Here is a 22327-nt window from a genome sequence, read left to right as displayed (position 1 = left end):
GATTGAGTAAACTTGCACAGGTTTAACATGAAGCTACAGGACACAGAAAGGGCAGCCGAAATAAATCAGCTGCCCTTTCCAGATTATCTGTTTTGCGTATTTTTACAAAACTTATTTATTAGCCGGACCTGTTGGACCTGTCTTAGGGTCGTTTTTAGCTTGTATTTTATCTACTTCTACGTCCTGCTTTCTAACTGTATCGCGTACAGTTTCTTCGCGTGTATTAGTTTGTTTTCCTACATTCACTTCCTCTACCACACGGGCTTGCTTTTCAACCATAGGTACCTCTGCATGCTCAATAAACTCTTTGTCGCCTTGCTTAAATGTAGCCAGGTCTTGTTCGCTTGCAGGGCGGTTAACGGCGTTTCGCTCTACCCGTACGTGTTCTTCACGCAGGCGCAGATGCTCTTCAACCGGCTTTTCAATAACGCGGCTTCTTAAGCGCACGCCACCAGTTTCTACTTCACGCTTTCCTACTTTCATTTCCTCCTGCACTACTGGTATAGAAGAGTTTATCCATTGGGCTCTCTTCTCACGTGGCATTGATTTATATTTCTCTGCACGCTCGTCTACATCAATAGCACCGAATTTATCCAATAGTTCAGCGGCACGATGTGCTTCGTCTTTCGACTCAGCGTGTACCGTTACAATAGATCCGTGCTGAGCAACTTCTGAATATTTGCTCCTGTCATTATCATCAGTAAACAGGTTGCTAAAGAAGTTACTGTCGTTATCAGTTCTGTTTGCAGCTGATGCGTTTGGGTTAGCTGCGGTAGATGCAGTAGGATTTGGCCTGTCGGCAGCTGGGTTAGCAGTAGTGGTATTGTTAGCTGTGTTAGCAGTGCTACCACTCTTATCTCTTGCACCTCTTACGGCAACGTCTATTTTGCTTTCAGGTATGCCGTTTGACATTAATTGCTGTGCGGCCATTTGTGCATCTACTCCATAATCGAATATTCCTATTACTGTTTGTCCTTTCATAGTTTGTGTTTTATTTTAGGTTGTATTATACGTCGTAAAGTCTGTTTTTCAGACTTTGTTCGGGTTTTCATTGTTTAAATCAACCCGGTTCACTTTAACTTCTTCTTTACGAAGCGTTATATGTTGGTTTTCTTGTGTTTCATGCTTGCGTTTCGTCACATGAACTTCCTCTACCAATTTTAGTCGTTTCGTAACCACTATCTCTTCTTTCAGTACAGAAATAATTGTCACGTCTCCTTCGTGGCGAACAGGAGGCGGGGGAGAGTCAACGTATCTATCTATTGCAACACGCTCTACATTTACTTCCTCATGAAGTGTAGGGACATCTACTGTCACTTCCTCCTCATGTACATCTTTGGAAACATGTACACTGCCAGTTTCAACTGTTTTCTTGTTTACCCTTATCTGTTCCTCCACAACCGGAATCACCCTGGACTGCTGATTGGCAGATGCATTTCTGTCTGCGGTTTCAGGGGCCCTTGCAGGCTCGTTAGCAATAGTCTTACGCTCATCAACAACAGGTTTAGGGTTGTTTTTTGCTGACTCACTTTGCCTGAGCTTCTGCTCAAACTCTGATTGTATTTTATCTGATGATTCCTTCATTCTATTTAAGTATGGCCATATAAAAATATAGCTTTGCCGAGTTTGCTATTATTAAACTGTTTATATTTTCATACGGTGGTAAGTAGTAATTGTTGGGAAAAATACTGAATCAGTCCAAATAGCAGCAGTAGTGGGAAGAGGTAAATTATGTCTTTTGAAGCAGAATAATGTACAAAAAAAGGTATAAGCACAGCAGCATAGGGTGCTTCTTTATTTGGCGGTTAGTACAATGATATAACAAGGGAGACAAGGGTGTTGATGAAGTGCAAAAGGCCATCAGGACGTGAGGAAGAGTAAAGTAGTGCAAAAAACTGTTAATGCATATGCACAGGAAGGGTATGTATTAATACGTAGGCCTTTTTTTCTCTTCTGCCCGTTGCCATATGAGTTTATGAAGCCACTCCTGAAACTGAACAAGTCGCTGAGGACCACCTTCCTCATGCCTCACCTGCTTCACCTCCTTGCCGTCCTCATAAAAGGTAAGAGAGGTGGTGGATATGTCGCTCCAGTTTGAGAGGTAGCTGTTTTGCAGATCTTTGTATTTTAACTTTTCAAGTTCCTGTTTCAGCTGCCGGAGCTCCTCCTCTGGCAGCTGAAACAGTATGGTGTCCTGAGCGAGGGCATTCTTAAATTCTACAAAGCTGATGCTGCCGTCTTGGTATATAGTGGCATTGTAAGCAGGGCATGTCCCAAGGCAGGGTGATTTCTGAAAGAGCAGGAGAGGCTGATTTGATTGCCCTGCTTCTGAATTAGATAGTGCCTGCCTTGCGTTGCATCCGTTCATCAGTAGCCATATGCATGTTATCAGTGGTAGTAAAATGTATCGTTTCATGTATAGGGTGGTTGTGTTTATTTGTCGCTCACTTCGCTGCTGGTAGCTTCCGGAATTGTTTATTTTCGAAAACATAAGCTTCTGGTGTACAATCGCGGCATTCACCATACCTGACAGTAGAGTCTGGCGGGTTGACGATAAACAAGCGGCTATTGGGGGTAAATTTTGCGCCAATGCTGCTTTGAAGTTTGTCAAGCACTTTACCGGTTTCTCTGTCTACCACATAATGTTGCTGGCAGTTGGTGCCACAGCCAACAGTTACCACCGTATACCTGCCTGCAAAATTTACGCCTTCCTCCAGTCCTTCCCGCAGGGCAGTACGATAGGTGCGGGTATCGGCGTGGCTGCTTTCATCCAGAGGAGCCAATCGGCCCCTATACATATCACCTACATCAAATTCTCCACTGCGCGCGTACTCTTCCATCGTAATCTGATAACGCTGGTAAAGGTCAGGGTTTTGGTTGTCTGTAATAGGCATGCTAACGGAATCTTTTGCCAACTGATCGGCCAGTTCAGGATGCGTACTGGCAATAGTGCCTTCTTCAGTACCCGACTGGCAACTGAAAACGGTAAGAGTAAAGAGCAGCAGGGCAGGACATGCCAGGTTTTGTAATGATTTATTCATAGTACTCCTACATACGTGCCATGTACATGTATAGTCAACAAAAAAGCCTTACCGATAACGGCAAGGCTTTTTTGTTGACTATTTGATAAGGCGATGATTATTTTTTTGCTTTGCGTTTTAGCTGCTTTTTTTCTTCAGACTGGCGCATTGCTTCCTGCATACGTTCCGCAAAAGAAGGACCTGATTTCTTCTTGTCCTTGTTCTTCTCCTTGTTCTCTTCCAGTTTTGCTCTCACTTTACCCTCATCCACAAACTTACGGATGGCAGCTTGCTGACCAAAAGTTACAATGTTAGAAACAAAGTAGTAGAATGAAAGACCGGCAGGGAAAGAGTTCAGCACGAACATAAAGATGACCGGCATCAGGTAGCTGTAAAACTTCATCGGGCCTTGCATGGTATTCACCTGGTTGTTAGACCAGGTATACAGAATGGTAGAGGCCGTCATCAGGAGCGTAAACATACTGACGTGGCTGCCATAGAACGGAATTTCGAACGGCAGCCTGGCAAATACGTCGTAGGTTGAAAGGTCATTTGCCCATAGGAATGACTCCTGACGCAGTTCAATTGAGTTCGGGAAGAAGTTGAACATCGCGAACAGGATAGGAATCTGCAGCACCATCGGGATACAGCCACTCATCGGGTTCACGCCCATCTCCTGGTAGAGCTTCATGGTGTCCATCTGCGTCTTCTGCATGTCGCCATCGTTACGCTCTTTAATGGCGTCAATTTCCGGCTTCAGTACCTTCATCTTCGCCATCGACACATAAGACTTGTAAGTGAGCGGGAAGAGGATGGTTTTAATGTACAGCACCAACAGCATGATAATGATACCGTAGTTGGTGATATAGTTCTCCAGGAAGTCGAAGGCCGGTATAATCAGCCACTTATTCACATAAGAGAAGATGCCCCAGCCTAAGTCAAGGTTTCTGTCAAAATCATGTCCGATTTGCTTCAGAATGTTATAGTCGTTAGGGCCGAAGTAGAACATGAACTCTCCCTCACCTGACAGTACATCCTCTGTAGGTATCAGAATCTGGGAAGCCAGCGTCTTTACAACAGTGGTGTCGGCTTCATCTACAGATGTTTCCAGTTTTGCACCGGCAAATTGGTTACCTGCAATGATACCAGCCGTAAAGAAGTTCTGCTTGTTGGCAACCCATTTCAGCGGCTGATTAAGCGTCTCTGCTTCAGTTGTCTCAGAAATAGAAAGGTAATCAAAATCCTCTTCGGAGGTATAATAGTTGATGGTAGACTTGGCCCGGTTCTGCTTCAGGTCATGCTCCAGTTGCTTCAGTCGATCAGTCCAGGTAAAGGTCATGGTGTTGCCGCTTACCTGGTTCGCCAGCCCCTCAAAATTGAGTTTGTAGCCCATCAGGAAGTTCTCGTCATAGAGGGTATACACCTGCTCAATATACTGGCCGTTGCCTAAGTCAGCCCGGAAAGAAATTGTCTTGCCTGATATATTGCCTTCTCCCTGAACCGCTCTGGCATCAGAGGCTGTAAAGTAAAGGTCAGAAAGCTGAACAGTTCTTCCATCGGTGGTGGCGAAGGCAAGATCTGTATTGCTGCTTTCGCTGTCGAAGAGCACCAGCGTGTCGCCCAGGTACGTCTTATAGTTTTTCAGCAGTACTTCTTCTACCAGGCCGCCTTTTGTGTTGAAGGTTACCCGTATGTTCTGGTTCTCTAAGGCTACAGTGCTTGCCTCGCCGGTTGCGGCAGCGCCAAAAGCACCCAGAGCCGACGCTCTGCGAGCCTGAACCAGTGAGTCGTCTTCCACAACTGCTGTTGGCTGCAGTTGTTCTACCTTGGCTGTGTCCTGTACTACCACTGCCTGCTGTTCCGGATCCGGACTCGAAAAGAAGAACGAGTAAGCCAGCAGCAGCACGGCAATCAATCCAAAGCCAATTGCTTGATTTCTATCCATTTACTGTAATTTGAAGTGTTATTTGTGCTTATTTAGATTTAGCGTAATTTATGGCCGCTTTCACAAACTTAACGAAAAGCGGGTGAGGGGTCAATGCGGTGCTTTTTAATTCCGGGTGATACTGTGCCGCTACAAACCAAGGGTGATGCTGCAACTCAATTACCTCCACCAGGCCTGTGTCCGGATTGATGCCGGAGGCAATCATGCCAGCCTGCTCAAAGGCCTCTAAGTACCTGTTGTTGAATTCATAACGGTGCCTGTGGCGCTCTGTAACTTTTGCCTTTCCATAAATAGAATAAGCCTTAGAACCTCTTTTTAGTTCACAGGTATAGGCTCCTAATCGCATCGTACCACCCATTTGTGTTACTTGTTTCTGGTCTTCCATCATGTCAATAATCGGATGCTGGGTGTCCGGGAACATCTCGGTAGAGGCGGCACCCTCTAAGCCCAGCACGTTTCTGGCAAACTCCACAGCGGCGCATTGCATGCCCAGGCAGATGCCCATGAACGGGATATTGTTTTCCCTCACAAAACGGATAGCCTCTAATTTGCCTGCAAAGCCACGCTCTCCAAAGCCGGGTGCCACCAATACGGCATCCATGTCTTTTAGCAAAGAGGCAACATTGTCGCAGTTAAGGTTCTCAGACTGGAACCACTTGATATTCACTTTGCACTCATTGGCAGATCCGGCATGTACAAAAGACTCTATAATAGACTTGTAGGCATCCGGTAACTCCACATATTTACCTACCAAAGCAACATTTACCTCGGCGGTAGGGTTTTTCAAACGACCTAAAAACTCTTTCCAACTGTCGAGGTTTGGTTCTACCCTGTGTGGCAGCTTCAGTTTGCTGATAACGCGTTCATCCAGTTTTTCTTTGCGCATCAGCAAAGGCACGTCATAAATGGTTTCAGCATCCAGAGACTCAATCACTGAATTGGTCTTCACGTTACAGAACAAAGCAATCTTTTTGCGCATTTCAGCAGGTATCGGGTGCTCTGAACGACACACTAATATATCCGGCTGAACACCAGCCTCGGACAGCGTTCGCACAGAGTGCTGCGTCGGCTTGGTTTTCAACTCGCCCGCTGCCCGCAGGTAAGGTACCAGTGTCAGGTGAATAACCGCTGTCTCATGCACGCCCAATTCCCAGCGCAACTGGCGCAAGGCCTCAATAAATGGCAGGGACTCGATGTCACCCACACAACCGCCTATCTCAGTAATCACAATATCAAACTCCCCCGTCTGCCCTAACAACAGCATGCGGCGCTTAATCTCGTCTGTAATATGCGGTATAACCTGTACTGTTTTGCCTAAATAAGCTCCTTCGCGCTCACGCGTAATCACGTGGTTGTAAATGCGCCCGGTAGTAACATTATTCGCCTGTGATGTAGGAGTATTTAGGAAACGCTCATAGTGCCCCAGGTCCAAATCGGTTTCAGCGCCGTCTTCCGTTACAAAGCACTCACCGTGCTCGTAAGGGTTCAGCGTGCCCGGATCGATGTTAATGTAAGGGTCAAATTTCTGAATAGTTACAGTGAAGCCTCTTGCCTGTAGCAGTTTAGCAAGAGAGGCAGAAATAATGCCTTTGCCAAGGGAGGACGTAACACCGCCTGTAACGAATATATATTTAGTAGCCATAAGTTAGGGTAAGTCTTATGGACTGCAAAGGTACTGTAATAATTTGATTATCCTGACGATCAGTCAACAGATGTCGCCGCCCCTTAGGATATCTTTCTTAATAGTCAAGCACTTTAAAGGCATTAAAATGGTTCATCTTTAATTTATAACCTTATATATATTAGAGATGAAGTTTTGCTATGTCCTTTGATTTCCGTTAGTTAAGAAAATAGTTTTTGTATATTTTATTGTCATCATATAAGCTTCATATTTATATGTTATAATATTTATTCGCATCAATCTTCATTGAGCCTTATTTTAAATCGTTCACTAGTTCATGGTTAAATTTTTTTTACCACACCTGACGCCAGAAAAAACTCTTACAAGAAAAGGAGACGGTATTAGCTTTGATAGATTCCTTACGCTTACAATAAGAGCTGCTTTATCAGCACAAGTGCCACAGTAATACAAGATCATTTTGATTTTCTTAAAGCCTTTCTGTAATTCCTTTGACCTGTATACCATTGATGATAAAAACGCAACAACGGTGAATATAAGCTCATGGAGCATTGATTTGTTACATCAGAGTCTGTTCCAAACCTGATATAAAAAGAATAGCTCCGACCAAACAGGCCAGAGCTATACTTTTTATGACTCTGTATTAGTATGTGCTTAACTCTTTGGGTCAAGAATAGCATCGATACGTACAAGCGCGTCCTGCAGGTGGTACTTCGTCATGGTGTCTTTGGTCTTAGCGATAGAGCCTTTAATCTGGTTACGCAGCAGGTTCAGTTCGCCCCGTACCATCGGACGTATATCAGATTGTGACACCTTGATAGGCGTAACACCCATAAATGAACGTGCTCTGCCTGATACTGCAGCCGGCTCTTCTTTCATCAGGTACTCCATACGCTCAATATAGCCTCGCTGCAAGTTGCGGCGATACATATCAATCGTCTTGCCTGTTGCAATCTCTGACCAGATACCAGTGCGCAAATCAGCCATCATCTCTGGCAGGGTATAGGTTTTGTCACCCAGCATCGCCTGAGCTTCCAGTACACGCGCCATGCGGCCTGGTTCCAGCACATTGTTCAGCACGTTTACCTGCGCATTCCGCACCCGGTCCACTGTTCCGGCAGATTCGATTTTGCGCAGAATGTTTTCATCCAGCATCCAGGTTGGGGTAGCGAAGCTCTGCTCATTAAGAAACTTCATAGCACGTTGCTGCTTTTCTTTTGGCACCGTGCTGTATACATCGCCCTTCTGATCGTAGGTCTTGTAATTTTCATACACCCCACCGATGTTACTGGTTACATGGCCCATGTAACGGTTCCACTGGCCCAGCACCTGCAGGTACATTTCCTCCAGGTCAGCATAGTCTTTATTATCCTCGGCTGTCCAGGAAATCAGGTTCGGCACGATACGCTTTAAATTGGCAATACCATAGGTGCTGGCCTTCATTGCATCGTCGCTCAAATCTTCTGTCTGCGAAGAAGGGTCTGTTGGGCGGCCTGTCTGGCGTCCAAAGCGATACATCGGGTCATTTTCGTGGGCCTTAATCCAGGAGGCAAGTTTTTCAGTATTATCCGAACCGTTCTTCTCAGGAAAGTATGAGTAGCCCCATTGCACGGCGTACTTGTCGTACACGCCAATGGCGGGCATCAAGGCTACTCCTTTGTCTTCCGGCTGTGCCACATAGTTAAAGCGGGCATAATCCATAATAGAAGGTGCCGTGCCCATGGTTTTAGTGAACTCAGCGTCACGCAGCTTCTCTACAGGGTAAGCGGCACTGGATCCCATGTTGTGCGGCAAACCTAAGGTGTGGCCTACCTCGTGAGCGGCCACAAATCGGATTAACTCACCCATTACTTCATCCTTGAATTTCACACTGCGGGCATCAGGGTTAACGGCTGCTGTTTGAATGAAATACCAGTTGCGGACAAGGTTCATCACGTTATGGTACCAGCCGATATCACTTTCCAGGATTTCACCGGAACGGGGATCATGCACGTTGGGACCATAGGCATTCTGCGTCTCAGAAGAGAAGTAGCGGATAACGGAATAACGTACATCTTCCGGGCTGAACTCCGGGTCTTCCTCATAAGAAGGCGGGTCTTTGGCCACAATCGCATTTTTGAACCCTGCCGCCTCAAACGCTTTGTTCCAGTCCTGCACGCCCTGCTTCAGGTAAGGGCGCCATTTCATAGGAGTGGCCGGATCAATGTAATAGACAATCTGTTTCTTTGGCTCTACCAGTTCGCCACGGGCATAGGCTTCCGTGTCTTTTGGCTCCAGCCTCCAGCGCACAATATACTTGCGGGCAGCGGCCCGCTGCTCATCTGTACCATAGTCTGTCTGAGAAATAGTGAAGAACCCGACCCGCTGATCAAATTTACGGGCAGCCATCGGAGTCTTAGGCAGCAACACCATCGAGTGGTTCAGTTCCACTGATATAGTTCCGGTTGAAGAATTGGATGGGGCATCCGTCGCGTCATACGTCATCAGAGAACGTGCCTCAATGTTCAGTGGGAAACTCTTTACGCTTTCTATGAATGAGCGCTTGTCATCGAGTTTCTTTACTTTATACTTTTCACGGCTGTCTTTATCCAGACCAAGGGCAGGCACATCTTTAGAGAAGAAGTCTGTCACCTCTACCACCTGCGTTCCCTCACCAAAGGCTTTAATATCAAAAGCCTGTACCACAGGAGCCAAATTTGAGTTCTGCACGGACCGGAAAATTTCAAGGGTGTCAGCGGCTACGTTTTCAGTGGATACTACCCGGAGCAGCACACGGTTGCCTTTCTTCTCCCAGCGCAGCATCTGCGTATTCAGCTCTTCACCGCCGTAGCCAACGTTGTTCGCCGTTTTGGCTATGCGGCTAACCATTAGCATATCACGGTTCAGGAGCGTGTCCGGTATTTCGTAAAAATATTTTTCATCGATACGGTGTACTTTGAAGAGGCCATCATCGGTGACCGCTTTGGCTGTTATCACCTCGGCATAAGCCTTTGGAGAACCGTCATCTTTATTTGTGGGTGAAGCCGCAGTAGCCTCTTGCCTGGCTTTATTTTTTTTCTTGTCTTTCTGGGCTGTGGCCGGTGAGGCTAGTGTACAACCCGTCAGCAGCAAGGCCACTATGGGCGCATAGCGTAATTTTTTTTGCATCAGGTTAATTAAGATAGGTTTGTTAGGTAAAGTTTTTCGAAAATAGAGATTTGTGCTGAAACTTCTAAGCAGGTGCAGCTTTTCTTAAGACTGCGGACTAAGAAGAAGGTTTAATAGAGATTTTTATATAACGCTTTTTGCTTTATAGTCTTGCACAAGTAGCCTCGTGAATTCTTGTGCTAGAACTCTATTGTTAGTTGGTAGCCTTCCTGTTTGTCGTGCTGGTAAAGGAGAGAAGACACGGCGATGCCAAGCAGGCGCACCGGGTAAGCAGGGAGTTGCGGCGTGCGCAGCAGGTCACGTGCAATGGTGAAAATGGCATCAGCGGAGCTGAACTCGCTGAGGTAGGTTTTGCTGCGGGTGTTCAGCGTGAAATCGAAATATTTGATTTTCACCGTTACCGTTTTGGCGGTGGCTTTCAGCCGTGCCATGTCCTGGGCAACTTCCTCTGCCAGATACTGCAGGCGCTCCAGCATGTCATACTCCTCCGTCAGGTCCGCATCAAAGGTACGCTCTGAGCCAATGGATTTGCGGATGCGGTGTGGCTGTACCTCGCGCTCGTCCTGGGCGCGGGAAATGCGGTAGTAGTAGCGCCCTACCTTGCCGAAGTTGCGCACCAGTTCTTCCTCTGAACGCTGACGCAGGTCGGCACCTGTTACAATGCCCATACTTTGCATTTTTGCCGCTGTCACTTTGCCAATGCCGTGGAATTTATCTATGGATAAACCTGCGACAATTGCCTCCGCTTTATCTGGTGTGATAAGAGTGAAGCCATTTGGCTTGTCCATGTCGGATGCAAGCTTTGCCAGAAACTTATTATAGGAGACACCTGCTGAAGCGGTTAGCCCGGTTACCTCTGCAATACGCGCTTTTATTTCTTTGGCGATAATGCTGGCAGAGGGCATGCCAATCTTGTTTTCCGTCACGTCCAGGTAGGCTTCATCCAGCGACAGCGGCTCCACCAGGTCGGTATAGGAAAAGAAGATCTCCCTTATCTGCCGCGACACCGCACTGTATACCTCGAACCGGGGCTTTACAAAAATAAGTTGCGGGCAACGCTGTGCTGCAATTTTAGAGGCCAGCGCTGAATGCACACCAAACCTGCGGGCTTCGTAACTGGCCGCAGCCACCACACCACGTTCCCTCGAACCACCCACCGCCACGGGCTTTCCACGCAGTTCGGGGTGATCGCGCTGCTCCACCGACGCAAAAAAAGCGTCCATGTCCACGTGGATTATCTTTCGGATTGCTTGACTCAATACAGATGCGGTTAGGAGGCAAAGGTACGAATTACGGCATTTAATTTCCTGTGCTGGCAACTCGCTGTCTGTCTTTGAATTTTGTCGGTACACACCAGTCGGTAGCAGGTTGCATGTATATAGTAGGGAGGGCAGCCGTATATAAAGAACAAATCAGTAAGCAACCATAAATTATAAGCTATGAAAAAAGTACTTTTTGTATTAACCTCCCATGATAAACTAGGGGATACAGGACATAAAACAGGTTTTTGGATTGAAGAATTTGCCGCTCCATATTACGTATTGTCCGATGCTGGTGTAGACATCACACTGGCGTCACCGGCAGGAGGTAAGCCGCCGGTGGACCCGAGCAGCGAAGCTCCCGGAGCCCAGACAGAGGCTACAAACCGCTTTAATGACGACCAGGACTTACAAAAGAAGCTGTCACAGACGGTGAAGCTGAGTGAGGTGAAGGCAGATGATTACGACGCAGTCTTTTACCCCGGAGGCCACGGGCCACTGTGGGACCTGACAAACAGTGAAGATTCTATCAGGCTGATTGAGAACTTTGCGAAGCAGAAGAAGCCGATTGCAGCGGTGTGTCATGCACCGGCTGTATTTGCAAAAGTGAAAGGGGGAGACGGTGAGCCTTTGGTGAAAGGAAAGAATGTGACAGGTTTTACCAACACAGAAGAAGAGGCTGTGAAACTGACAGAAGTTGTACCGTTTTTACTGGAGGATAAGCTGAAAGAGTTGGGAGGCCATTATTCAAAGGTAGAAGACTGGCAGCCGCATATAGTGCGTGATGGTATCCTGATTACAGGCCAGAATCCTGCTTCCTCAGAAGGGGCGGCTGAAGAACTGCTGAGGCTGATGAATAGATAATTGGTTTCTGCTATAGCGCATTATTTCATAATCCCACTTGACATAAAATTGTTAAGTGGGGTTTTTATGTTAAATGGTGGTTAACTCATCCTGCCATAAGAGTAGAGGGTAGATGTTTTTCTTTACCCGTTTTCCAACAAACCCCTTACTTTTGTGGTTAAGGAAAATGGCACATAACATAACCAACACAAATGGCTACGCTACTTGATTTAATTGGCAACACTCCAATGGTGGAGCTGCAGCATATAAATACAAAACCCGGTGTTAAACTATACGCAAAGCTGGAAGGTAACAACCCCGGCGGTAGCGTAAAAGACCGTGCCGCGTATGGCATGATCAAAGGCGCCTTGGACCGTGGCGAACTGAAGCCTGGCATGAAATTAATTGAGGCTACCAGTGGCAACACCGGCATTGCACTGGCCATGATTGCGCGTCTTTTTGGTGTGGAGATAGAGCTCGTAATGCCAGCAAATGCCACTCAGGAGCGTGTGCTGACAATGGAAGCTTATGGTGCCACAGTGACACTCACACCCGCTGAAAGCTCTATGGAAGGAGCGATTGATTATGTGAACGATAAAGTGGCGCAGGGAGGCTACCTCTTGCTGAACCAGTTTGCAAACCCGGATAACTATATAGCGCATTACCAATCTACCGGCCCGGAAATTTGGCGGGGCACCAACGGAGAGGTGACGCATTTTGTCTCTTCTATGGGAACAACGGGTACTATCATGGGTGTGTCACGCTATCTGAAGGAGCAGAACAGCATCGTTCAGATTGTTGGCACACAGCCTGTAGAAGGTTCGCAGATTCCCGGTATACGCCGCTGGCCGCAGGAGTACCTGCCCAAAATTTTTGAAAAAGAGCGCGTAGATATCACCATTGATGTGTCTCAGGAGGAAGCCACTGCTATGACCAGGCGGCTCGCAAAAGAGGAAGGGGTATTTGCGGGCATGAGCAGCGGAGGCGCCGTTTTTGCGGCCACTAAACTGATAGAAGACTTAGAGGAAGGGGTAGTGGTATGTATTATCTGCGATAGAGGCGATCGGTACCTGTCTTCTGACCTGTTCGCCTAGGCAACAGCAAAATAATAGGTGGCAAAAGAAACTGTTACCAGAAGCCGGACAAGCTTAATCAGCTGTATGTCCGGCTTCTTTCTTTTACATCGAGGTTTCATTGTATACACTAGCTGCCAAATTTTCGTAGTGAAGGGTGTACTATGAATAAATGAGAAGCTTTTTTTTGTAGTCCTGCCATAGAAACTTTCCCTGCGCTGCAAAGTCATGGCTTTTCGCTAATCAAGGAGAAAATGTTCAAAGCAGGTTTCAGGCTGTATTCTATTAGGCTATAACATCAAAGTTTAAACAATTTGCTATTTTGTATGTACATACATTAATTAGCAGGTAAAATCATAAGAAGCAAAAATGACGATGAGAAAAATAAAAAAGAAATACAAAGCCACCAGCGCTCCCATTGCTGATCTTATTACCTATCGGGCGCTGCCTACGCGTGAGGTAGAGTATATAGATCCGTTTCTATTTCTGAACCACCACGGACCACAAACATACAAGCCGAAAAATAATGGTTTGCCATTCGGGCCGCACCCGCACCGTGGCTTCGAAACGCTGACGTTCATTCTGGAAGGTGATATCATGCACCAGGACACTGGCGGCGGCAAAAGCGTGATTGAAAAAGGAGGAGTGCAATGGATGACCGCTGGCTCAGGATTGATACATGCTGAAATCTCCTCCGATAAATTTAAAAAGGAGGGAGGCCCTCTTGAGATTCTGCAGCTATGGTTTAACCTGCCTGCCAAACACAAAATGGTTAAACCTAATTATATAGGCCTGCAGCAGGACCAGATACCAACGGCTACAGAAGATAACGGTAACGTAAAAGTCAATGTCATTTCCGGTAAATGGGGTGATGTGCAGGGGCCAATCGATTCCTTGGGCGGAATTGATATGAGTAGTATAGAGTTGCAGAAAGGCGGCACCTTCACAACAACAGTGGCAGCCGAACGCAATATCTTCTTTTATGTAGTACGCGGAAAGGTAAACGTAAATAATGAGCCGGTAGAAAAGCTACACCTTGTGGAGTTTGAGCAGGATGGTGATGAAATAAAAGTTGAAGCCCTTGAGGATGCGGTGCTGCTCTTTGGCCACGCCCTTCCATTTAATGAGCCGGTTGTGGCCCAAGGTCCTTTTGTAATGAACTCAGAGCAGGAAATACAGGAAGCCTTCCGCGACTACCAGGCTGGCAAAATGGGTAGCTGGCACGAATAAGACATATAATGTTATAGTACCCATATCTTAAACTAAATGAAAAGCGGCCCTGCCAGGTATAACTGGCAGGGCCGCTTTTCATTTAATCTCAATCATTCTACTCACATCCCATCACCCCACTGCCAATCGGAGCACCAGGAGGAAGATCTTTATGCTGCGGGAGCTTCACGGTCACCATACCTGGATTTTCGATACGCTCTATGGCGTAAGTCAGGTGGGCCTTATAAGGGCTGTCGCCCATGCGGCGGGTCTGGCGCTGGAGGTAGTCTTTCAGGTTGTTCAGTGTCAGGCTAGCTACAGCGCGCGCCTGGTATGAGGTGCTTTCGTTGTTGGCCAGCGCCAGCAGGTGTGTTAATACCACTTGCTCCGTTTGCTGCTGCACCTGTTCTTCCAGACCTTTCTTGCGTGTTGCTTTAAAGGTGCTCTTCACCAGTTGGTCTGTCACATCGCTTAATCCCAGGCTGTTGTGGCGGGCCTGCAATTCTACCAGCCTTGCTGCGCGTTCGGGGTGCAGCAGCATGCTCATAGTGAAATCAGCAGAGGCTTCGGCGGCGGCCATTGGGTCAAAGGTTAGGCCTGTGCGCTTGTCGAATAACTCTCGTGATGCCTGGTAGCCTGGCGGGCGCGGTGGAATCAGCTTAATAATGTGTTCGGGCACAGTAAGCACGTCCGGCTGCAGTGTGGCCAGCAAAGCATCCAGCGCCTGCTGCTGTGTTTTTTTGTCTAAGGGCGCTGTTACTGTTTGCTTGTCTCCACGGACAGCGTAAGTATAGTTCACGCCTCCCACTAGTTTGGCGGTAGCTTCCGTCTGATAGCGGTGGTAATTGTATACCGGCACCAGAACATCTTCTAACAGTGCATAAGGCATTCCGGGCTTAATGTTATTCGGTGAAAAGTTCTGAAGCGCTTTCTGGCGCACGGCCAGCACGTTTCTCAGTTCTTCAGCTGCATCAGGTCCATTGTCCCACAGGTGCGCTTGCGGGTGTGCGCCACCTGTCGCTCTTGCGTCGCGGTCGGAGATAAACTGCAGACCGCGGTCGATACCACTCAGCAACAGCTTGTTTAAAGCCTGTTCTTCGTTCACTCCTTCCGGAAAATCTTCATAACCATACGTCACAGCTACCTTGTCCCATTCTCCAATGCCTGCGGCATAGGCGTTAGAGAGATTCAGGTTACCGCCTTTATCCAGCTGCACCAGTGGGTGCGGGTAATCCATTACCGAGGCGCGGTCGCTTACACTGGCGGCATAGTTGTGCATAATGCCCAGCGTATGGCCCAGTTCATGCGCCGAAAGCTGCCGGATGCGGGCCAGTGACATCTGCATCATTTCCTCTGACTCCGGCTTTCCTTCCTGGTATGGCGCCAGCAATCCTTCTGCAATCAGATAATCCTGGCGCACCCGCAGAGAACCCAGTGATACATGCCCTTTAATGATTTCACCGGTGCGCGGGTCTGTAACGGTTGCGCCGTAGGACCAGCCGCGTGTGCTGCGGTGCACCCATTGTATCACATTATAGCGCACATCCATCGGATCAGCCGAATCGGGCAGTACTTCTACCTTGAAAGCGTTCTGGTAACCAGCCGCTTCAAACGCCTGGTTCCACCAGCGGGCTCCTTCCAGCAAGGCAGTCCGGATTGGCTCCGGTGCGCCATTGTCTACATAATATACGATTGGTTCCACTGCCTCTGAACGGGCAGCACCCGGATTTTTTTTCTGCAACCGGTGCCGGGCAATAAAGCGTTTCTCAATGTCTTCGCCGACGGGAGTAGCATAGTCATAGTACGTTATGCCGAAGTAGCCCGCCCGAGGGTCCATTTTTCGGGGTTCATAATTACCGTCCGGCAGCTGAATAAAAGAGTGGTGCTGGCGCATGGTAAGGGCCTGCACATCCGGGGCCACCTCACGCACATAACGCCCGGCATCGTCGCCCCCGGTAAAAGTCAGCATGGCTTCAAACTCCGTGTTCTTTGGGAAGTTCATTGTGCGGGGTAGGTATAAGGCAGAGCGGCTGGCATCGAGTCGGTAACTTCCCTGTCTGCTGCCTTTCAGGCTTCCGATAACATCATGTGCATCGCGGAGCAGGAAATCGGTAGCGTCTACCAACACGCGGCCTCCCTCTTCAGCCTCAGCTTTAAACCCCCAAAGGATAGACTGTGCAAAGGACTCTTCTACCGCGCGGGCTTCGTTCCGGTTAGTGGTGTTGGCGCGGTAGCTTAAATTCGGTTGCACCAGCATTACTTTCGGGCCAATTTTACGGAAAGAAACCACACGCTCGCCCCCCAGCTGCCCACGGTCGAGGCCGATATCGTTGGAGCCCAGTCCGGCGGCGAGGGAGTTGACATATAAAAAGTCGGTATCAAAGCGGTTGATTTCTAGCCAGACTTTGCCTCCGGCTTCATCCCAGTAAAAGGTAAAGTAGCCGGGGTATCGTTTCATGCCTTCCGTTTTGGAGACAATACTAGGGAGTTTCTGAGCTAAGGCCATGTTTACCATGAATGGCAGTAACAGCAGCAGTAGCCTGAGTTTGCGAAGGGTGTTTCTCATGTTTATATGATAGTGCTAATGAATAGAAAGGGAAAGATAAGGTTTTATAGGTAACAGGAAAAGTGGATTAATGAGAGTCAACATTAAGGAGGGCTGCCATACAACACAACTGCAATGCTACGCTCACCAGGAAATGGCTTTCAGGTCATTCATATAATTTAAAATGTGAATGGTGCGAAAGAAAAATTTCCAGCGTTTCGTACATCCTTTGTGTTTCCATATTCTGTACATAGCTAACTTAAAGGGCCAGAGCAGGAACTATCGCCGCCAAAACATAATATTCCTATATTTAGGCTTCTATATTACAGTGAGTACTCAGGTACAAGCAGCAGTATTTCGCTGTATAACTTGTTTTTGTTTGATTTAAACTTTATACTTATTCGTTCATTTGTCGTGCTGCAGTTCTGGCTAAGCCTTTTGGCATGTCTTCCTCCATCATGAGAATGTTGATCTTAGTTGACTTTTAAAGCGAATCACCCTGAATTATGGCTGAAAATGTTTATGATGCAATTGTAGTAGGTTCCGGAATTTCTGGCGGTTGGGCTGCCAAAGAACTTACCGAGAAAGGCTTAAAAACTCTCATGCTGGAGCGTGGACGGAACATAGAACACGTGAAGGATTATGTAAACGCGACAAAGGCTCCCTGGGAATTTGAGCACCGTGGTGGCCGTACACAGGAGATGATCGAGAACTACCCTGTGCTGAAACGGGATTACGTGCTGAACGAACGAAACCTGGATTACTGGGTGAATGAAAAGGAAAGCCCTTATGTCGAAGTTAAGCGCTTCGATTGGTACCGTGGCTACCATGTGGGAGGCAGGTCTCTTACGTGGGGGCGGCAGAGCTATCGCCTGAGCGACCTGGACTTCGAAGCCAATGCAAAAGATGGCATTGCAGTAGACTGGCCTATCCGTTACGCTGACCTGGCCCCCTGGTACAGCCATGCAGAGCGTTTTGCCGGCATCAGTGGCTCGAAAGAAAATATCCCACATCTTCCGGATGGTGAATTCCTGCCTCCGATGGACATGAACTGTGTGGAGAAAGATGTGGCTGCCCGTATCAAAGCGCATTACAATAATAACCGACACATGATCATTGGCAGGGTAGCAAACCTTACCCAGGCCCACTCTAACAGAACCAACTGCCAGTACCGTAACCATTGCTGGTTGGGTTGCCCCTTCGGCGCCTATTTCAGTACACAGTCTGCTACTTTGCCGGCTGCCATGGCTACTGGTAATCTAACTTTACGTCCTTTCTCTATTGTTACACGTGTGCTTTATGATAAAGACACTAAGAAAGCAAGAGGAGTGGAGGTGCTGGATGCAGAGACAAACCAGACCTATGAGTACCTGGCCAAAGTGGTGTTCCTGAATGCCTCTGCGCTGAATTCTACATGGGTACTGATGAATTCAGCTACCGATGTATGGCCGGAAGGCCTTGGCAGCAGCAGCGGTGAATTAGGCCACAACCTGATGGACCACCACTTCCGTACGGGAGCTAACGGTACAGTAGAAGGCTACGAAGACAAGTACTACTATGGTCGCCGGCCAAACGGTATCTATATTCCACGTTACCGAAACATCGGAGACGATAAGCGTGATTACATCCGTGGCTTCGGTTATCAAGGCAGCGCAGGCCGTGAAGGATGGAGCCGAGAGATTGCCGAAATGAATGTGGGAGGCGAATTCAAAGACGCCCTGACAGAACCAGGCCAATGGACAATGGGTATCAACGGCTTCGGTGAAACACTGCCTTATCACGAGAACAAGATCAGTCTGGATCAAAATGTGAAAGACAAGTGGGGGCTGCCAGTATTGGCCATTGATGCTGAAATAAAGGAGAATGAGCGTAAAATGCGTAAGGACATGAGTGCGGACGCTGCTGAGATGCTGGAAATGGCCGGTATCAAAAACGTGCAAACCTACGATGCAGGCTATGGCTTAGGGCAGGGCATACACGAGATGGGAACAGCACGCATGGGAAGAGATCCTAAAACTTCTGTGCTCAATGGAAACAACCAGGTGTGGGATGCACTTAACGTGTACGTAACCGATGGCGCCTGCATGACCTCTGCCGGAAATCAGAACCCTTCGCTCACTTATATGGCACTTACCGCAAGAGCAGTAGACCATGCTGTGAATGAGTTAAAGCGACAGAATATCTAATCAAATAGTTGAGTTAACTGGTATAGTGTTCAATCATTCAGTCACTTATAAACAGGAAGGCAATGTCTAAAAAGGAAACAGCCGATTCATCCGCCAGCAGTTCAAGAAGAAGTTTCTTAAAAGCGGGTGCCGTTGCAGCAGCCGGTTTCATGATTGTGCCGCGTCATGTATTGGGAGGCCCCGGTTTTCTGGCACCCAGCGACAAGTTGGTGATTGCGGGTATTGGGGTGGGCGGTAAGGGCGAAAGTGATCTGGCCAGCTTCTATAAGAGTGGCAAGGCAAATATTGCCTACCTCTGCGATGTGGATGACAAAAGAGCTGCCAAGTCAAAGGCCAGTTTCCCGAAGGCGAAGTACTACAAAGATTACCGGGAAATGCTGGACAAGGAGTCGAAGAATTTCGATGCCGTTTCCATATCCACTCCAGACCACAACCATGCGGTGCAGGCGATGGCCGCCATGCAACTGGGCAAGCACGTTTACGTGCAGAAGCCTTTAACCCACGATATTTATGAGGCCCGTGCCTTAACCGATGCTGCCAAACGCTACAAAGTTGTCACGCAGATGGGTAACCAGGGAGCTTCCGGCGATGGCGTGCGGCAGTTGCGTGAATGGTATGATGCCGGTGTTATCGGTGATGTGCATACCATCTATGCCTGGACAGACAGACCCGTATGGCCGCAAGGCATTTCCTGGCCTACAGGTAAAGCTGAAGTGCCACAGGGCCTGGACTGGAATCTTTGGCTGGGCACTGCCCCTGAAAAAGACTATGTAGAAAAGCTGGTGCCTTTCAACTGGCGCGGCTGGTGGGATTATGGCACCGGAGCGCTGGGAGACATGGGTTGCCACCTGATCGAAGCACCGTTCAGTGTTTTGGGACTTCAATATGCCACTGATGTTCAGGCAAGTGTGGGCAGTGTATACGTGGATGAGTTTAAGCGCGGGTACTTTCCCGAAAGCTGTCCTCCCTCCAGCCACGTCACCCTTACCTTCCCTAAAACATCGAAAACAAATGGTCCTGTAAAACTTCATTGGATGGATGGCGGTATACAGCCGGTACGACCAGAGGAACTGGGCCCGAACGAATTGTTTGGCGATGGTGGGAACGGTACCTTGTTTATAGGTACTAAAGGTAAAATGATGTCCAGTACCTATGCTGAGAATCCACGCTTGCTGCCGCTATCCAGAAACGAAGAGGTGAAGGTGAAGCAAACCATTGCACGTGTGCCGGGCAGTGCCAGCGGACACTATGCGCAGTGGGTAGAGGGTTGCATTGCAGGATACGGTAAGAAAGAGCTGAGTGCTCCTTTTGAGATTTCCGGCCCACTTACTGAAGCATTGCTCATGGCAAACCTGGCTATTAGGGGCTATGATATCAGAAGGCCTAAAGCGGAGGGTGAAGGATATGACTACCCAGGCAGATACAAAAAGCTGCTTTGGGATAACCAGAACATGCGCATCACCAATTTTGATGAGGTAAACCAGTTCGTGAAGCGGGATTACCGAAATGGATGGAGCTTAGGGGTTTAATTTTGTTAATACCGGCCTTGTAAGTTCCTGTGCCGGTCCTGAATAAGAAAATATTTATTAACGCTGTCATTAAAATAACATGAACAGACGAGAAGCTATATCAGCAGTAGCCTGGTTAATGGGTGGTACTTTAATCAGTGCCGACCTTTTGGTATCCTGTACTTCCAGAAAACTGGAAGTAGGTGATTTGTTTCAACAGGAGCAGGTTGCGCTTTTAAATGAAGTAGGAGATACCATTCTGCCTGCCACAAGTACTCCTGGAGCCAAGGCGGCTAATGTAGGTGAGTTTATGGCTGTTATGGTGAGAGACTGCTATGCACCTGAAGATCAGCAAATATTTGTAGAGGGCATCACCAAGCTAAATGAAGCCAGCGACAATGAGTTTGGGAAGAATTTTATGGAACTGAATCCCCAGCAGCGCACCACCCTGGTAAGGGCATTGGACGCGGAGCAACAGGAGCAAATGCGCACGAAAGAAGAAGGGGCGCCCAATCATTATTTCAGAATGATCAAAGAACTCACCCTCCTTGGGTTCTTTTCATCTGAGGTTGGCGCTACACAGGCTTTGCGCTTTGAGGCTGTACCGGGACGGTACGACGGTTGTATGCCTTATAAAAAAGGTGACAGAGCCTGGGCTGTCTCATAATTTTCTTGCGGATTCATAGTAAATGATTTTTCGCACGTAGAAGGCATGTGTGCAATTTATTTGTACTTCGATTTTAACAACTTAAATAAAGCTATAAAAAGAGTCTTTTAATGCATCAAAAATTAAGATTAGGAATGATTGGTGGCGGACAGGGAGCCTTTATTGGGGCCGTACACCGAATTGCAGCTCAGATAGACAATCAATATGAGTTAGTATGTGGTGCCTTCAGCAGCAATCCGGAGAAATCTAAAGCTAGCGGCGAAGAGTTAGGCTTGTCTCCAGAAAGAGTATATGCTACTTACCAGGAGCTGTTCGATAAAGAGAAGCAGCTGCCGGAAAACGAAAGGGTGCAGGTTATCAGCATCGTGACGCCAAATCATGTGCATTTCGAACCAGCCAAGCTAGCGCTGGAAAGCGGGTTCCATGTTATTCTGGACAAGCCAATGACTTTCTCCCTGGCTGAAGCCTTAGAACTTCGTGGGGTAGTAGAGCGTACCGGCAAGTTGTTCTGCCTGACCCACACCTATACCGGCTATCCTATGGTGAAAGAAGCCAGACAAATTGTGGCTTCCGGTAAGTTAGGTAACATTCGCAAAGTATATGTGGAGTATCCGCAGGGTTGGCTGAGCACCTTTAAAGAAGGAGGTGACAACCCACAGCTCAAGCAGGCTTCCTGGAGAACAGACCCCAAGCAAAGTGGTATAGCCGGTGCTATGGGTGATATTGGTACCCATGCTTTCAATCTGGCCGAGTATGTAAGTGGTTTAGCAGTAACGCAAATCAACGCTAATATTAATGTAGTGGTAGAAGGCCGCCAATTGGATGATGACGGTGCTGCCCTGCTTAAATTTAATAACGGAGCCAGTGGAGTTCTTTTTGCCACCCAAGTTGCAGCAGGTGAAGAAAACAATGTTAAAATCAGGGTGTATGGCGAAAGAGGAGGCCTGGAGTGGCAGCAGGAGGATGAGAATACCCTGAAGCTGAAGTGGCTTGACCGGCCTGCCGAAATTTACCGTACAAACGGAGGCAACTACCTTAGCTCGTATGCACAGCATAATTCCCGCACTCCGGCCGGCCACCCGGAAGGATACCTGGAGGCATTTGCCAACCTCTACCGCAACTTTGCCTTGTGCGTAAAAGCAGCAATGAATGGTGAAGAGCCACAGCCTGAGTGGCAGGATTATCCGGGTGTTGAAGATGGCGTGCGTGGCATGGCCTTCATCGAGAATGTGATTGCATCGGGCAAATCAGACAAAAAATGGATTGACTTCACTATTTAAAACGAC

Annotated in this window: 16 protein-coding genes; 7 read left to right on the top strand and 9 right to left on the bottom strand. The window is 47.9% G+C overall.

Annotation, left to right across the window (positions count from 1 at the left end; translation table 11 throughout):
* Positions 1–111: 111 nt before the first annotated feature.
* From DXT99_RS04155 to dinB, 8 genes are all read right to left on the bottom strand, one after another.
* Positions 112–981, bottom strand: coding sequence for a YsnF/AvaK domain-containing protein (locus DXT99_RS04155; protein WP_115564264.1), 870 nt, complete (start codon positions 979–981; stop codon positions 112–114).
* A 48-nt stretch (positions 982–1029) separates the two neighbouring features.
* Positions 1030–1584, bottom strand: coding sequence for a YsnF/AvaK domain-containing protein (locus DXT99_RS04150; RefSeq protein ID WP_115564263.1), 555 nt, complete (start codon positions 1582–1584; stop codon positions 1030–1032).
* A gap of 343 nt (positions 1585–1927) precedes the next feature.
* Positions 1928–2416: a DUF6438 domain-containing protein gene (locus DXT99_RS04145; protein ID WP_147294167.1), complete on the bottom strand. Its 489-nt coding sequence runs from the start codon at positions 2414–2416 to the stop codon at positions 1928–1930.
* A gap of 28 nt (positions 2417–2444) precedes the next feature.
* Positions 2445–3041 carry a hypothetical protein gene (locus DXT99_RS04140; protein WP_115564261.1) on the bottom strand — a complete coding sequence of 199 codons (597 nt, stop codon included), beginning with the start codon at positions 3039–3041 and terminating at the stop codon, positions 2445–2447.
* 97 nt (positions 3042–3138) lie between these two features.
* Positions 3139–4965, bottom strand: a complete 1827-nt coding sequence (yidC, locus tag DXT99_RS04135; RefSeq protein WP_115564260.1) for a membrane protein insertase YidC — start codon at positions 4963–4965, stop codon at positions 3139–3141.
* 28 nt (positions 4966–4993) lie between these two features.
* The gene (locus DXT99_RS04130) at positions 4994–6607 is read right to left on the bottom strand and encodes a CTP synthase (protein WP_115564259.1); all 1614 of its coding nucleotides are present in this window, start codon (positions 6605–6607) and stop codon (positions 4994–4996) included.
* Between the two features lie 651 nt (positions 6608–7258).
* Complete coding sequence (locus tag DXT99_RS04120) at positions 7259–9751, bottom strand: zinc-dependent metalloprotease (protein WP_115564257.1); 2493 nt, start codon at positions 9749–9751, stop codon at positions 7259–7261.
* A gap of 179 nt (positions 9752–9930) precedes the next feature.
* Entirely contained in the window at positions 9931–11010 is a 1080-nt protein-coding gene (gene dinB / locus DXT99_RS04115; protein ID WP_262511352.1) for a DNA polymerase IV, read from the bottom strand.
* A gap of 180 nt (positions 11011–11190) precedes the next feature.
* Here dinB and DXT99_RS04110 point away from each other — a divergent pair, with 180 nt between their 5' ends.
* From DXT99_RS04110 to DXT99_RS04095, 3 genes are all read left to right on the top strand, one after another.
* Positions 11191–11874, top strand: a complete 684-nt coding sequence (locus tag DXT99_RS04110; RefSeq protein ID WP_115564255.1) for a type 1 glutamine amidotransferase domain-containing protein — start codon at positions 11191–11193, stop codon at positions 11872–11874.
* Positions 11875–12065: 191 nt separating this feature from the next.
* On the top strand, positions 12066–12947 hold the full coding sequence (gene cysM, locus DXT99_RS04105) for a cysteine synthase CysM (protein WP_115564254.1): 882 nt from the start codon (positions 12066–12068) through the stop codon (positions 12945–12947).
* Between the two features lie 354 nt (positions 12948–13301).
* Complete coding sequence (locus DXT99_RS04095; protein WP_115564252.1) at positions 13302–14156, top strand: pirin family protein; 855 nt, start codon at positions 13302–13304, stop codon at positions 14154–14156.
* A 97-nt stretch (positions 14157–14253) separates the two neighbouring features.
* On the opposite strand, the gene DXT99_RS04090 is transcribed toward DXT99_RS04095, so the two are convergent.
* On the bottom strand, positions 14254–16701 hold the full coding sequence (locus DXT99_RS04090; RefSeq protein ID WP_115564251.1) for a zinc-dependent metalloprotease: 2448 nt from the start codon (positions 16699–16701) through the stop codon (positions 14254–14256).
* Positions 16702–17186: 485 nt separating this feature from the next.
* Here DXT99_RS04090 and DXT99_RS04085 point away from each other — a divergent pair, with 485 nt between their 5' ends.
* From DXT99_RS04085 to DXT99_RS04070, 4 genes are all read left to right on the top strand, one after another.
* Positions 17187–18866: a GMC oxidoreductase gene (locus tag DXT99_RS04085; protein ID WP_115564250.1), complete on the top strand. Its 1680-nt coding sequence runs from the start codon at positions 17187–17189 to the stop codon at positions 18864–18866.
* 62 nt (positions 18867–18928) lie between these two features.
* Positions 18929–20395, top strand: a complete 1467-nt coding sequence (locus DXT99_RS04080) for a Gfo/Idh/MocA family protein (RefSeq protein ID WP_115564249.1) — start codon at positions 18929–18931, stop codon at positions 20393–20395.
* Between the two features lie 79 nt (positions 20396–20474).
* Positions 20475–21041 carry a gluconate 2-dehydrogenase subunit 3 family protein gene (locus DXT99_RS04075; protein WP_115564248.1) on the top strand — a complete coding sequence of 189 codons (567 nt, stop codon included), beginning with the start codon at positions 20475–20477 and terminating at the stop codon, positions 21039–21041.
* 110 nt (positions 21042–21151) lie between these two features.
* Entirely contained in the window at positions 21152–22321 is a 1170-nt protein-coding gene (locus tag DXT99_RS04070; RefSeq protein WP_220273347.1) for a Gfo/Idh/MocA family protein, read from the top strand.
* Positions 22322–22327 lie beyond the last annotated feature (6 nt).

The sequence above is a fragment of the Pontibacter diazotrophicus genome, assembly GCF_003367245.1.
In the GTDB taxonomy this organism is placed as follows: domain Bacteria; phylum Bacteroidota; class Bacteroidia; order Cytophagales; family Hymenobacteraceae; genus Pontibacter; species Pontibacter diazotrophicus.
Note: the sequence above shows the minus strand (reverse complement) of the source record. Positions and strands in the feature narration are given on the sequence as shown.